The sequence below is a fragment of the Haloterrigena turkmenica DSM 5511 genome (genome assembly GCF_000025325.1).
GTDB classification, from domain to species: domain Archaea; phylum Halobacteriota; class Halobacteria; order Halobacteriales; family Natrialbaceae; genus Haloterrigena; species Haloterrigena turkmenica.
Genome location: NC_013745.1, coordinates 198,388 through 213,037, shown reverse-complemented (window position 1 = coordinate 213,037; position 14,650 = coordinate 198,388). Strand labels below are relative to the sequence as shown.

Here is a 14,650-nt window from a genome sequence, read left to right as displayed (position 1 = left end):
ATTCGCAGTTGATCAGGCCGGACCGTCTCGTCAATCATGACATCGGGCCACCGAGGATAGCGACTCAGTCTTTATCTGCACGGCTGATAATAGATTATATTCCATAACATCTTTATATTCTATATTCTACTAATCATGTGGAGAAATGATAGTTAACGATCCCAAAGTATATAAAATTAGAAGCATAATTCGAATTTTAACTCTAGTTTTTCTCATATCCGTGTTGTCTTTTCAGATGTCTGGTATTGGAACTGCTTCTGTTGTTCAGTCCGAAACGGGTAATATTCCAACAACAGGAGATAATATCACGTCAAACGTAACTACTGCATTTCTCAGTAGCGATAATATAAGCCAAAGTCAAATAGAGAAACTTACGCTCATTACTGGAGACATAGTTGCTATAGACAAGCGTGGTCTAGAACCGACGTATCGACTTCTTGGAAACAAGTCAGCAACGAAATTCGAGACTCGAACTGGTGTTCACATCGTACCAGAAGGAGTTGACCTCACGAAATTTGATAAAAGCTTATTCAACATCGACTTACTCCGAGAACAAGATATAACGGACGCCGAATCAGATTCGATTCCAATCATTGTTGAATATACTGAGCGTGATGCGATGAACGACGGTGTGCCTACCAAGCAGCGAGGCGATATCAGAAATCATCGGCAATTAGAAACGGTTAATGGGACAGCGGTGTCTGTCTCGAAGTCTGCCACAGACGAAACGTACCAGCGGTTAGCAAGCGCACGAAATGTTAAATCAGTGTATTATGATGCGACGGTTAAGGGTGCCGGGACCACTCCTCGTTCAAATATAGATTTGGAGTCGGCTCATGATCAATACAATGTGACCGGTGAAGATGTCACAGTTGCAGTTCTCGATACCGGAATCAACGAATCACATCCAGATATTGGCGATTCAGAGGTTAGAGAAATCGACCTAGTGGACGACGGAAAAACCGGAGATCTCCCTAACCATGGGACACCAGCAGCTGGACTTATTACTGGAGATGGTACCTCTAACGATACGTATGTAGGAGTTGCCCCAGACGCTGATGTCATTGATGTTCGAGTATTAGACCGGACCGAGTCTGGGAAGATATCCACGGTCATTGACGGGGTTGAGTATGCTACCCAACAAGATGCGGATGTAATCTCGATGAGTTTCGGTATCCAACCATCGACAATTCGGACGAATGATCCATTTCGCAGCACCATCAAAGATGCAGTGAAAAGGGATACAACTGTCGTTGCTGCAGCCGGTAACAACGCTGGCTATGGATCAATCACCTCGCCAGGAACATTGCGTGACGTAATCACTGTTGGGTCAAGTGTGAACGAATCGGAGGTACCATCGTTTTCTAGGCAAGGACCGACTCCGATCGGTCGGTATGTGAAACCAGATCTCGTCGCTCCTGGGGATGGTGTTACGGCACCAGATGCTCGTACTACTGGATACCGTTCGACTGAGGGGACATCATTCTCAACTCCGATAGTAGCTGGAACCGCCGCGCTTCTCCATGAGAAACACCCCGGATGGAGCGAGCAGCGGGTGAAGAATGCGATTACGTCGACAACTGATTCCCTCGGTTCACAGGACATCTACACGCAGGGAAGTGGCGAACTCAACGTGACGGCAGCACTCAGTCCCGACATTGTAATTGATCCGACGACTATCGACTTCGGACAATTTCCTGCCGGGGAAACAGTGACGAAAACGGTTACTGTCCGGAATTTGGGCTCAGAGCGTCGACAAGTGAATGTTTCTGCGAAGGCAGTGGCCATTCAGTCGTCCGATCCCGGGACTGTATCGGTGAATCGATCGTCAATGACTCTCAAACCAGGTTCTACAGCTAGTTTGGCATTGACAGTCAACACCACTAATGACCTGTCAAAACCTCACTCTGGGAGACTTCATGTGGGCGATACGACTGCGATCTTTGGATACGTTCCGAAACGGCAGGTAACGGTCAAAAAACACGGACTCGGATCGATAGATGGTGATCGTATTACACTCATGCACACTAAGACGAATAGAGTATATGGTCCAAAAGAGTTTGACGGCTCTACAGCTCATTTTGCCATTGAACAACCGGGTGAGTATGTCGCGGTTTCGTCAGGCCGTCACAATGGACAGCCGGTGATCACAGCGAAATCAGAGTATATTGATGGGCTCGAGACAATTATCTTAGACGAATCTCAGACTGTCACCCAGACGGTCGATACTGGCACACTCCCACAGAGCGGTGATGAATTACAGAACCGAACAGTGATCGTGAACGCCACATTGGATAGTGGGCCTATTGATGAACGTGTAGTCGCTGAAAATGCGCCAACAGCTGCAGTTCGGATCAGTCCGACTTCGGACATGAACTACGCGGTCCGTCGCGTGATTACGGCTCCTCAAGGTGAGAAAGCATACAATACATCGACGGTTTATCACCTAAAGCATACCAAGCAGCATGTATCTGGTCTCCACACAGTCAGTATTGATGTAGACGATTTGAACACACACACCGTTCGATACTACAAAGGGACGCCTGACGAAACGTACTCTGCTACACTCGCAGCTGATGACTTCGATAATGTGCCGATATATCAGTCATATATGCCTGCTGGTCTGGGAACAATATTCAATCAGACTATCTATGTCTCGCCAACTATCGCACACTACCATGATGCCTTCGCAGAAGGATCATTCGGATACACCGAATGGAGCGCAACGCCACAGCAGGTCATCCAAGAATTCGACAATGACTCGTCACTAACAACAGCGGTAAAGAAGCATCCCTTCCGGTCAAAGTTGATGCGCTGGTCGCTCTCAGAGCATCACTTTAATAGCACAGTATTTCCAACAGTCGGTCAGCCGCCGAATGGTTACGTAATCAGTGACAGCCCATCAGAACAGTATGATCTCTGGATAAATGGCGATAAGACTCACTCTTTCACCGAGAATTCAGCAGATGTTCCGATTTCATTAGCCAGAAGAAATATCAGTTCGGTCCGACTCCGTGTCCAGGACCAACATGGCATGTCACCGCTGTCGAATAATACCGTCACCACGTTCAAGGCCACGACTGACACCTCGGACACACGACCACCAACTGTTCCTAGTATCTCCTTTGAGTCGCACGGAAGAACGAACGTAGTCCCTACTGGATCGCTTAATGTCACCGTCTCAACGTCGGACACAAGGAGCTCTGTCCAGAACGTCACACTCTATACCGCCAAACGAGATAGTAACGGAGTTCCGTCAACAACACCGTTTGCCAATGAATCCAACTGGGAGCACGTCCCACTTACAAAAGCAAATAGCGGAAACTATACGACGACTCTGGAGTTGGGCCCGTATCGGGGGACCCTTAGCGTAGCTGTAAGAGCCGTTGACGACGCTGGCAATTCCGTAGAGACAACGGCGACTAATGCTGTTGTAGTTGGAAATCGATCGCCAACTCCAAAGATGACAGCGAATGCCTCGCTGGTGAAAGCAGGTACTCCTGTTCACTTTGACGCAAGTGGATCATATGACGATTCGAGCGTATCAGCCTATCGGTGGGACTTTGACGGCGATGGCACAGTAGACGAAACTACCGCTGATCCAACGGCAACACACCAGTACACACAGACTGGAAAAGTAAAGCCTGCGCTCACGGTTGCTGATTCACAGGGGTTCACGAACACTACACAACCACTTTCGATTTCCGTCGCTTCTTCTCTTCCACAGCACCTAGATGAAATAGATAGTCGCACAAAAGCTGACATTCAGAGTGCAGTTCAAATAGGACAGATACAGGTTGAATCTAGGCGATTGAACGGAAAACAGGAAATTGGAAAGGAATCAATGTTCGTCGCTCGTGGTGATATGAACGGAGGTTTCGAAGGTGGTAATGGTAGTACAATAGTTATTCAGGAGGGCCGTGTTAACGGTCACGCTGAAGGCCACAATGTGATTGCTCGTGACACTCAATTCAATGGTGGTGTAGAAGCCACTGGAACCGTCACGGCAACTCAAGGTTCGGTAACTGCTAGAGGAGGGATTGAAGCATCCGAATCTATCACGGTCCTTCCAGATACAGCCCTAACTGTGCGTGGTGGAATGGAAACCAAGGAGTTGATTGTTGAAGAGAACAGCTCACTTGTCATTCACGGCAAGATAGAGGTAGACGAATTTATACTGGAGAACGGATCAAGCGCTCGTATTTGGGGCAGCCTACATTGTAACGAAAATAGTGTCGAACCATCCGCAACCGTAAATGTGAACGGCGAAAACGGATGTATGACAGAAGATATGGGAGGTCAAGATAACGGTCAAACAGAGAAACTTTCAGGTGTTGATATAAAGATAGGGAGAGCAACATAAGATCCTACCGTAATTCTGTGCTAATTGGCCCGGAAACTAGGTCACACTCGCTCGCTGTTCGCGGCCAGCTGACGCTGCATCTGCTGAACCGCGTCACGAACCCGAGTTCGATCACCGAGACGCAACTGTAACCCCTCGAGCGAGTCCTGTAACTCATAGATTGCCATTGCATCGCCTGAGACGTCCTCGAGGCCCAACTGCTCGACGAGGGAGAGATCGACCGGGACCGATGGCGGGAGTGAGACGTCGGCCTCGCTCCGAGCCTCCGAACCCGTATCGACGATCGCCTTCGCAGCCTGCAAACAGCCACGCTCACTGGTCAGTTGCGGGATCGTTTCGACCTCCTCCTCACGTGGATCACCAAAATAGTGACCAGTCTCGAAGCTCCCGACAGCTTTGTATTCGTAGTCGATCAGGCACTCTGTACCATTCAAGATCGTGCCATCTGCGAGCGCCGTGATCGTCAACTCGTTCCGACTCAGTTCGTAGTCGACACCCCGATTGTAGACGTTGCCGTTGACGTCGACGACCCGATCACCCCCGGGAACGAGAACGGCGTCCTCGGCATCAATTAGCGCACCGAGTTCGATAGCGGTCCCGATATCGGCGTAAACTCCTTCTCACGAACGGGCTGTGCGCCGCCTTTGACGTTCGCTCGTTTGATGTTCGGCGTGACCTTCCGTATCGTATAGTCAACGATCTCGAGGCATCTTTGCATTTGAATGCCTCTCATGGATGTTCTGAACTATCTTATCTTGTGATTTCCGCGCTGCTCCTGTATGACTTCTCCGTGGACAACTGGTGTCTTTCCTGTGGCCTCTCGAGGAGTCTATAGAGTGAACCAACGACGAACCGATCGAGCGGTATACGAACTAATAACGGTACGTTGCTTACAACCGCTCGCTGTGTGTATTCTCTTTCACCTCTTAGATTGATGCCCCTCTCGGGTACGGGATATCTGCCGAGGACATCGTCACCCAACGACTCAGTTGTCTCCGGAAACTGAGCGCAGCTGCCCGCTCGAGTCGGCTAAATTAGCGCGAAATAACAGTCATGGGTACGGCGACCAGCACCGTCCTGATAATCCACGGGGTCACAAGATGGAGCTATAACGAGTTCTCTGAGGCGCATACTCCACAGCCGCAACTCGGCTACAGTAGAGTTGCATAGGCCGCTGCATATATCGAACCGAACGGCTCTGTTGGAACCCTCAGAAGTCGATAATTTTCACACCCTCAATTGGACAGTACAGAGCGTGTGTCTAGCAGAAATAGACGGTGCCTTAGGAGGATGCAAATTTATAGACGCGTGCCAAAACTAACATCAGAACAGCTGTTCCGACAACCGCCCCGATAGGACCCGCTCCAAGATACTCAGAAGCGGTGACCGCAAGTACGAGGGAAACACTTCCCAACACCCATGCTACCCGTGATGGAAGGCGCTTCGTTGTAGTAGTGGTGTTCATATCTTCGATTTCTCTCCCTACCTACAATAGTTTTGCGTACGGAGCCCCTCGGACAAACACCCGGCGTGACGATCAGATGGGTGTGATATACTCGCACTCTTCAGTGGCCAGCTGTTTCAGACTAGAATCAATCGGAAAAATAGGGTTTCAACAGAGCCAACCGAACCTATGCAAAGCTGGGTTGCATGGGTTTCTCTTTAAGTGATTCTCGGCACAAAATAGGGACATAGCAGGGGGACGTTCTGTCTCGTATCCTACCGCTCGAGAGAGCCAGCTACGTCTATAGCGGTGAAACTTGCTATAAGTCCTCAAACGAAGGACTACAGGGCCGCTCTCGTTGCTCGCCTCGAACTGATCGGTGGTCCACCGCCTGGTTTGTCCTCTGCGTAGTCGTTGTCTTCCAAGTGGGACGTCTCACCCGGTCCCGTGGAAGCCCCGCCGTGGAACCGGCAGCGCCCTTTCTGTGAACCAAGAGTCCCCCAACCCCCCGGCAGGGAACAAGGCTCTTCTCGTTTCCCCTATAGACTTAGTGTTTGTTCCTCGAGTGGCAGCTTTGGCCATGTAGAGACAGAATAGACCGAATCTGTATTATCCCAGATCCTTAATCTGTCTCGTCAGCTAGGCGGCAGCAGATATCGGGCCGACTAGTGGTTTCGTTATCAGGAATACCTCTTGCGTCGTTCTCTGGGTCTAGGACTTCCACAACCCCGTCTTTGGCGAGTTAGATCAGCTGGCGATTGGCTATTCGAAACGTACACCCGAGACAGTTGACAACGCGGTAAGCCGGTGCCCAATTCACCGTCTCGAGTAGGTCGGGAAAGTCGCTATCGTCGTAGCTTGGCATTGTCTTAGAGGGTAGCTGGTCGGACTCTCCGGGAGTGTTGCGGGAGAGTGGCCGTTCAAAGGAGGACGACGTCAGCCAAACGCCCCCCTGTCCCTGTCGGTTGGTGGTGAACCGACTGCTCGAGTTCCATCCTCCGAACGCGCTCCCGGAGAATCCGGACTTATGAACTAGTTGTCCTCAAGTTCCGCAATCTGTTCCATGTATCTCGAGGCGAGCGCCGTGTGCTCGAAGGCCTTCTGGCGAAGTGCCTCAAGTTGCTCTTGCCGTTGCGTGGCCGACAATGCATTACTTGAAGGCCGTTCTTCATGAAGGTCCTCGAGTTGCTGTTCGTACTTCGCGCCAAGGGCCGTATTCTCAACGCCTCTTTCTTCTGCTGGAGAGCTTCAATACGGCCCTCAAGCTTGTCCTGATTCGTCATGAATTGAAGTGCTCCTTCGCGATCTCCTTGGCAATCTGTTTCTGCCGCATGAGAGTCGGCGCGTTCTCAATCCGTTCAGCTTCGTCCGGCAAACTGTCCTCAATACAACGCTCGTACCGCTTGGCGATCACAATGTGCGAAGAAGTGGCTAAGGTCGGGTCGTTCCCGACGTCCACCGGAGAGAAATCCGCCTGACTAGATCACCCGCTCGAGGTTTCCGATAACACGCTTTCGGAACACCACTTCCAATTCCTCTAGGGTTCAAAATCATACGGGTCGAGTTCGACCATTGCCATAGCCGATCCGTTCCGGTTCATGTGATGGCCGTCACGGAACGAGGGTTCATCAAAGAGAGCTGCTGCGAATCCCGTAATTAGTGTGGTTAGTTCACGGAGTGACTTGACCCCAAGGCTGTTCTCAAGTTCAAAGTAAAGCCCGTCGTGGGCATGGTGAATGGTCGCTCTGGTAATCGTGCTGTTTTCAAGGTCTGCAGTGGCCTGGTTAGCGATTTCTTCAGGGCTTTGTTCAGCGTCGGTGCCGACATCGACCGGAGTATCTTCGTTTGGCGCTCATGATAGAGTAGTGTAACTACGTTCTCCGAAGGTCTCACGGGGGCAGGGGCCACAGTAGAACATTCCACTGCAGCCACGACACGAATGACTGAGTCCAATAACAACCGTGCGAGAGGGACGAATTGGACAGGTTGAGGAATGGGACAAGGAACCACATGGTCTTCGTCCCCGATCGTGCCCTCGGAGAATGGTATTCGATTGGCTAATTATCGTTACTCGAGACTTCTCGGAGGATGACATCCTCATACGGCTCTGAGGAAGAACGCTTGAGGTTGAAGAGGGCGTCTCGAGTGTCCTTGGACAGGGAGCTCGTGGTAGTGTCGTTGGACATGGTTCGATACGGACACCTCCCACAACCGAATGTTCGAACCCGCTCGGAGGGGCGAAGGTGTCCAGACTATATCTATTATATCCATCATATTAGTAGCGTTGGTCAGTCTAGGTAAGCACATTCATACAATTGAAGAGTGACCGAAACTAGTGGGTTGGTACCGGCGTTCGTGTTCCTCTATCTCTTCCTCGAGGACTGTGACTGAGACGTTCCGGTCGAACTTGAGTGCGGGACTATGGCGAACTCCCTGAAGCCACGGTACTCCCTGAGGAATGCGACAGTCCCGACCTGATCGGGAAAACGCTCTGCTGGTACTGTACTGAAGCGTTCCTTTTGAACATGGAGTGCTATAGCTGGTCAACCAAGACGTTTTATCCCTATTGAATCAGTACAACCCCCTTGAGAAGGGGCAACCCGCTGAGAAAGGTCATCAAACCATCGTCTATACCAGCCACGGTTTTGAAGTAGTAGTAACGCTGCTGGAAGATGTTGATGGGACAAGATAACGAAACTTCATGAAGTGGTTTGTTCAATTAAGTAGTGTCAACAGTCATTTGTTTTATATCCTGATAAATAGATTCGATAGTCTGGGCGTCGAAATCCACCGCGCGCAGCCTGACTGAAAGAAAGGGTGCCGCTGTGTCGATAGAGACTGTTGCTAGACTTAGACGGCGCTGAAACACAGATTGAGACAGTGTGACGGTCTGGACTCGTTCAATGGGAACCACGTACGTGTGCTGCCGAACTACACCTCGTCTGAGAACCAGAGTATCGTTCTGTAGTTCGATACCGCGGCTCCTATAGGTAAGATGTGCGAGGACTGGACCTACTGGAAGAAATACCAGCGGCCACGCACAGAAGAGGCTAATGTACCCAGACCACAGTAGTCCGCCGATACAGGAGACGGCAGTGATAATACAGATAGCCATCGCATACCGTATAATATACCGTCGGCGCATCCGCTTTGGTGGCCGCTGTAACGAACCGTCCCGGTACTCAAGGATTTGTCGTGCGACAGTCTCAATGGTACTCCGAGTATCAAGCGGGATCAGCGGTTTTCTGAATGGCCAGGGTTTATGTTCTGCTATCCCCGCGGATGCTACTGTTAGTTCCGCGTAGCCAAACACTCGGTGTAACAGATTTGCCGATATCCGCATCATCTGAACCTTTTCGAGGGGAATCTCGGTAGTGAAATCGTACAGTAGTCCCCCACTGCTTCTGAGAGTTTTATCCGCCCACGTGACAGTCAAATCGTAGTATTTGAACATGGTCACGACGGCGCCGACGGACCATGCTATGACGAGGATAATTCCGACAACGAGGATCCCATCAGCGATTATGACGGGACCGCCGACCATCACGGACGGAACCGAGATACGGTCCAAGGAGGATGACAGGAGTTCTGAGAGACCGATTACAATGGTGACAAGCCCGAGCAACACATATTTCGAATGTAAAGTAGTCAAGCTCCGCAGGGCGAGCGACCGAGGCGATGCTTGGTATAGCACGGTGGGGTCAGAATTGGCCGTTGCTGTCGAGGTCGTCTCCCCGAGACGCTTTCGAATCGAGTTGGCTTGATCTTTTCCCACGTATCGTAGTTCGATTTCGCTCTCGACCTTGGTTCCTGCGGTCTCACATCTCACGATTGCTAACCCGAATACACTACTGAGCCCGTCTTGTATGATATCGACCTGCTGTATCCGATCTAGCGGAATCGTTCGGTGTTGTCTGTTGAAAAGTCCGGACTGTATCTGCAAGTGTCCATTCTCAATTGTGTAAGAAAACCGGTGCCAGCGGATAAATTCCATAATAATATCAACTATAGTAAGAATTATAAATATCAAAATCAACTCAAAAAGACGATTTATATTGTTAGTTATGTACAAGAATACTAATAGACCGGCGAATGCACTTACGGATGAGGAGGCCTCCTCCATCGCTCGCCGTACTATGGAATATGGATGTAGATTCACACAACATCACCGTCTGACGATTGTTTCGCAAAAATTTTATTTCGAATTTTGATTGTCTGTTCGGGACACAGACCCGGAATTGTCAAATCAGACTCAAATGCACTTGCCGTGTGGATTACGACCCGCGAGAGACCGAACAATCGATCCAACAGGGTTTGATTTGTATCGACGTGCTGAATGCGGTCCATCGGAACGAATGTATGACGCTTCCGAATGACCCCGTACTCGATAGTGACCCCTCTATCGTCAATGTCGAACCGCCATGAGCGGTATCGCAACAGTATGTTTGGAGCACCGATACAGACGATCAAGACGAACATACCAAATGGTATCCAGGAAGGGAGACTCTCATACTGCTCACTTCCAATCCACAAAATACCACTGACGAATACATCAACTAGCATTAACTGGAGAAACCAAAGGTATCGTACTCGATTTTGTAAATACAATTTCATAGTGATATCGTTTGAATTTCATCTAATACATCTGGCTTGATACCATTTTACGATTGGGGATTACGTTACCGATGATAGTATAACCATCGCGTTTACAACTTACGAGTGCTGAATCCGACGTTTTGCGTTGTCGCGCTACAAAAATTTGCTTTTTATTGCCGACGTTAAGCGCTCAGTCCGAGTGCACCGCAGAGCCACTTAGCCGAAGGTTTGCAACCGTACGCTTGGATAACTTCAACGGCTGCTACACAAAATGCTGAACAGCCTACAATGACGTGCGGCGCACCTGTCTTGAAACAGATGTTGAGACACTGACTGTGAGCGACTCTATCTCCATACTTGTCGCAAATTTTACTGAGCACGGCCATACAGAACGTCGCCCCGATAACGTCAGGGATGTCAACGTCGATGTTGACATCTTGTGACGTAACTCTGTCCGAAGCAGGCTCATTCGCCGTTAATTCGCCTAGGTCTGTTTCATCAGTGAACTGATCAATAGTCACAGTTCCGGCTGATGATGTGCTTTGGCTCTGGGCAGCGAATGTTCCGTCGGTTTCGGGACTGGTCGCCAATACATCAACTTGAGATGTGACCGTCCCCTCGTCTTCATTAATCGTTGGGTTAATTTCGAACGCCCAGCCACTAGCACCTATCCGATCCTGGTTTCCTTCCGGATCGTCAGTGACAAGCACATTGAGAAGAGCAATTTCCGTATTGCTTTCAGTTCTGAAGGGAACAAACAAGCTAACGGGATTAAGGTCGTTGAACTGTTCCGCTTCACTGATGGTGTCGAATTCCTCTATTGTTCGTTGGAGTTCATCCACGTTAACCTTGATTGCAACGCTATTTTCAAGGTCCGCTGAGAATCCTTTTTCATGAAGTGTATTACGAAGTTCCTGTGCCTCAGCGGCATTCATAGCATATTCGTACTCACTCTTCAACTCCGACTCCGCAAGTAACTCGGGGTTATTGCTATCTGCCGTTCGACGTAGCCCTCTAGAGGCAGAAGCAGTCCCTATTCCGAACGTAGCGATACTTGCTGCACCGAAAGATTGGAGTACTTTACGGCGATTCAAGTTACTGTTATCGTCTGTATTATCTTCCGACATTACGCAGCTACACTTTTCTCTTCATCATTATTAAATTTTTCTATACTAACAAAAAATATGAAGAAATAGATTGAAAATATATAGGAAGAGAATGTGTAATATATAGGGCCAACACAGATTGGTAGTTATCAGCGAATTAGGTAGATTACGGCAGTGGATATCTATGCTATTATTCAACACGGAGAACGTCTAACCCGTATGTTATGGGGTAGTTGTTTTTCGCCATAAGGTGTGGTTTTCGGCCAGCCCCATGAGGTGCTGCATCCGATCGGCGTAGCTCTCGATCGCGTACTCGGCCGACTCGACGAGCGCCCGCAACTCCTCGCGGTACTTCCGAGCGCGAAACGACACGTCGCCCTGGTCGAGCTCGAGGACATCGCCGAGATCTTCGATCGCGCGGTAGATCGTCGCGGGGTGTTTCCCAAGCTGGTCGGCGAGACTGTCGACTGTTGTGCCGCCGTCGGTTGCGACCGTCTCTGTGACGTCGCGGGCCGTCTCGCCCATGTCCCGCAGCGTCGTCATCAACAGATGGTCCGACTTCGCCTCGAGGCGCGGTGTGGGATCCTCGTAGAGTTCGACTGGGTCGTCACGGGCCACAGCGTCGAAGTGATCGTCTGGGACGTACACGCCGTTACCGTCGAGACCGAGCGGAATGTCTTCCCAGTGGAGCGCGTTCAGTAGCGTTTCCTCGATCTGCTCGGTCACCTCGTGGCGATCGGCCCACGCCCATGCCTCGTTGTCGTTCATCGACTTGTTCACCAGTACCTATATCTTCGGGTGGTACGACGGGTGATCTTTCGAGACCGCGTTCGGATCCGCCAGCTGGTAGATCTCGAACTTTCGCCCGTAGGTGTGGCCCGGCAACAGCTTACTCGCTGACGCGGGATTCAGAAACAGCCGGTTCTGGTTGTTGACTACCTCTTCGTTGTCGATATGGAGTTCCGCTTTCACTCCCTCGAGGTCGGAGAGATAGTGCGCAACCTTCTGGAGGACCCCGGCCGACGAGAGCTTTTCCGCCCACTCGCGACGGATCCGTACGTACCGCTTGTACGCCCACATGCGGCTCGCTGAGTGCGGGTCCGTCCGAAAGTACTCGGGATGGACTCGCCCCTCTGCGTACTCGAACACGGCTGCGTAGAACTCCGGCAGCAACTCGAGACCGCGCTCGGGTTCGATGTTACTGGTGTGGAACTCGACGTCGACGGCGCCGACTTGATTCTCCCACGGGAGCTGTATCGGGTCACCGCTCTCCCAGTGACGCATATTCGGGAACCGCGGGGAGATGTTGTACGACGCCTTCCGCTCGCCGCGCCCACGGCCCACGATATCCCATTCGTACAGTCGCTCCGCGTTGATCCCGTCTGACAGCCGCGGCGCGAAGCCGGACTTGCTGTAACTGACCTTCAGGTGCCACGGCTCGCCGTCGATCTCGACGTCCAACTCGAGGTAGCCTTCGAAGAGTGGACCGAGCATCACTGACGAGGGCGCGTCGTACGGACCGCGGCCCCAGTCGGGCCACTTCTACCGGCCCTCGATCTCGTGCGGTGTCGTCTCGACTTGTGACACCCTACTCACCCCGCTCACGCTCTCGCTCGAGTAGACTGGTCAGAACCGCTACCGGGTTCCACCACGTCGCGCCACCGCACGGTGACAGACGTGCTTGAACGACGTGCAGCCCGTCGCCTTGAGGCTGGCCGTATCGATCTGCGGGTGCTGCCCCATCACTATTGGATCGGCGCGCTTGATCCGCGTTCGCCCACACCACGCAAATCGCGTCGACTGGAATCCCGACCTGACCAGCAGCTGCGCTCACCAGCTCGGCCTCGAGGTCGCGATCGTCACGATCGACGCTCATCGCGATCCCTCCAGAATCTCGTCGGGGTTGAAGACGCGAGCCCAACTGAACTGAACGTACTCCTCGCTGCGGTCTTCGCCCGCCGATCGCCAGCCGTTCGTAACGCCGTCGATGAGATGATCGACCTGTCTCGCGGGGACGACCTTCATGGCGATCAGGTCGCGATCGTGGGGCGCACAGATCGCGAACAGGTAGACACCCCCGGACTCGAGTAGTGCCTCGTGCTGACCCCGCCGTGGCTGGAACCGGCCCCGTCGCTGCTGCTGGCCGTAGACGACGGAGACGGACTTGATCTCGACCGCCGTCCCTTCCTCAAGGACGACGATGCCGACGAACGGCAGCTGCTCGCTCGGTTCGATGAGCTCCTCGGCGATCGCGTCGTAGTGGCTCGCTTCCGAATCCGGAACATAGCGAAATCCTGGAACTGCTTCGAGAACGACTGTCTCGGACCGATCGCCAGCCTGTCTTGAGACAGCGAGCCGAGACTGACTCGAACGGCTCATCGGTTACCCAGCTCGCGTTCAGTAGCCGCACGTAGTGAGCAGAACTCGTCGAGTATCAACAGGTGTTCGATCCAGACACTACGCTTTTTGGCCCGGCGACGAATGACCCCTGTGTCCTGTGTCTCGATCCGATCCAGTACAGTGTCCAATCTGTGGATGGACGGGTAAACAGTCTGAAATCAAAAGTAAAAAGAATGGGTCCGTCTGCCCTGTTTGCGGCGAGCCTGTGGTGATCGAGTAAAAACATCGGTCATGTCTACATCCCGATCCGGAGCCGGCTGGTAATCCACAGGCCGGACGAGGCGTGGTGATCAGCTGTGCGGTCGAGGGTCCACGATCATACCGAGCTGGAATACTTCGACTTCGGTGACAACTTGCAGACTGCAGATGATGGTGGTAATGCACAGTGGATCCAAGTAGATTCGTCTCGATATTATCTACATGACCGGCACGGAACGCTCGGGGTCACAAACGGAAGGGAACTGAGACATGAGCGATGAAAACATTATTCGCGAGAAGGGTGAAGACCGAGAGATCGCCACCCAGCTGCGCATCCGCGCTGATTAACTCAGCGATGGATCTACGCTGCTCAAGGTCGCGCAGCGTATTGAACAGGTATGGAAGATTGACATCCCGACCGGAAGGGACAAATGAGCTGAGAATGGCAGGAAGCAGGAAGTACAGATTACTACTCTGACCCTGTTTGCTTGACTGCTGTCAAAAAGTAGATGTCTGATTCCCTAGGTAAACTTCTTGTAGTTC

The 14,650-nt window shown here is 51.6% G+C and carries 6 protein-coding genes and 2 pseudogenes; 1 reads left to right on the top strand and 7 read right to left on the bottom strand.

Going from position 1 to position 14,650, the window contains the following annotated elements:
* Nucleotides 1-145 precede the first annotated feature (145 nt).
* Nucleotides 146-4,363, top strand: a complete 4,218-nt coding sequence (locus HTUR_RS26065) for a S8 family serine peptidase (RefSeq protein ID WP_012945660.1) — start codon at nt 146-148, stop codon at nt 4,361-4,363.
* Nucleotides 4,364-4,404: 41 nt separating this feature from the next.
* Here the strand turns inward: HTUR_RS26065 and HTUR_RS22485 are convergent, their stop codons facing one another.
* The 7 genes and pseudogenes from HTUR_RS22485 to HTUR_RS22460 all read right to left on the bottom strand — a co-directional run bounded on the left by HTUR_RS22485 (nt 4,405) and on the right by HTUR_RS22460 (nt 13,888).
* A complete protein-coding gene (locus HTUR_RS22485) occupies nt 4,405-4,830 on the bottom strand; it encodes a hypothetical protein (protein WP_012945659.1) in 426 nt (141 codons plus the stop codon).
* A 3,696-nt stretch (nt 4,831-8,526) separates the two neighbouring features.
* On the bottom strand, nt 8,527-9,930 hold the full coding sequence (locus tag HTUR_RS22475) for a PH domain-containing protein (protein WP_012945655.1): 1,404 nt from the start codon (nt 9,928-9,930) through the stop codon (nt 8,527-8,529).
* Nucleotides 9,931-9,962: 32 nt separating this feature from the next.
* Entirely contained in the window at nt 9,963-10,286 is a 324-nt protein-coding gene (locus tag HTUR_RS28705) for a PH domain-containing protein (protein WP_226377570.1), read from the bottom strand.
* A 299-nt stretch (nt 10,287-10,585) separates the two neighbouring features.
* The gene (locus HTUR_RS26060) at nt 10,586-11,530 is read right to left on the bottom strand and encodes a halocin C8-like domain-containing protein (protein WP_012945653.1); all 945 of its coding nucleotides are present in this window, start codon (nt 11,528-11,530) and stop codon (nt 10,586-10,588) included.
* Between the two features lie 234 nt (nt 11,531-11,764).
* Nucleotides 11,765-13,096 (bottom strand): annotated as a pseudogene (locus HTUR_RS22465) (DUF7845 domain-containing protein); the annotation flags it as partial.
* A 1-nt stretch (nt 13,097) separates the two neighbouring features.
* Nucleotides 13,098-13,385: pseudogene (locus HTUR_RS28205) on the bottom strand (hypothetical protein).
* Complete coding sequence (locus HTUR_RS22460) at nt 13,382-13,888, bottom strand: hypothetical protein (RefSeq protein WP_012945650.1); 507 nt, start codon at nt 13,886-13,888, stop codon at nt 13,382-13,384. Before HTUR_RS22460 ends, HTUR_RS28205 begins: the two are co-directional and overlap by 4 nt.
* Nucleotides 13,889-14,650 lie beyond the last annotated feature (762 nt).

Excerpts from the sequence above, each read along its gene's own strand:
- HTUR_RS22475 (WP_012945655.1), bottom strand. The coding sequence starts at position 9,930 with ATGGAGGAGGCCTCCTCATCCGTAAGTGCATTCGCCGGTCTATTAGTA.
- HTUR_RS26065 (WP_012945660.1), top strand. The coding sequence starts at position 146 with ATGATAGTTAACGATCCCAAAGTATATAAAATTAGAAGCATAATTCGA.
- HTUR_RS26060 (WP_012945653.1), bottom strand. The coding sequence starts at position 11,530 with ATGTCGGAAGATAATACAGACGATAACAGTAACTTGAATCGCCGTAAA.
- HTUR_RS22460 (WP_012945650.1), bottom strand. The coding sequence starts at position 13,888 with ATGAGCCGTTCGAGTCAGTCTCGGCTCGCTGTCTCAAGACAGGCTGGC.
- HTUR_RS28705 (WP_226377570.1), bottom strand. The coding sequence starts at position 10,286 with ATGTTCGTCTTGATCGTCTGTATCGGTGCTCCAAACATACTGTTGCGA.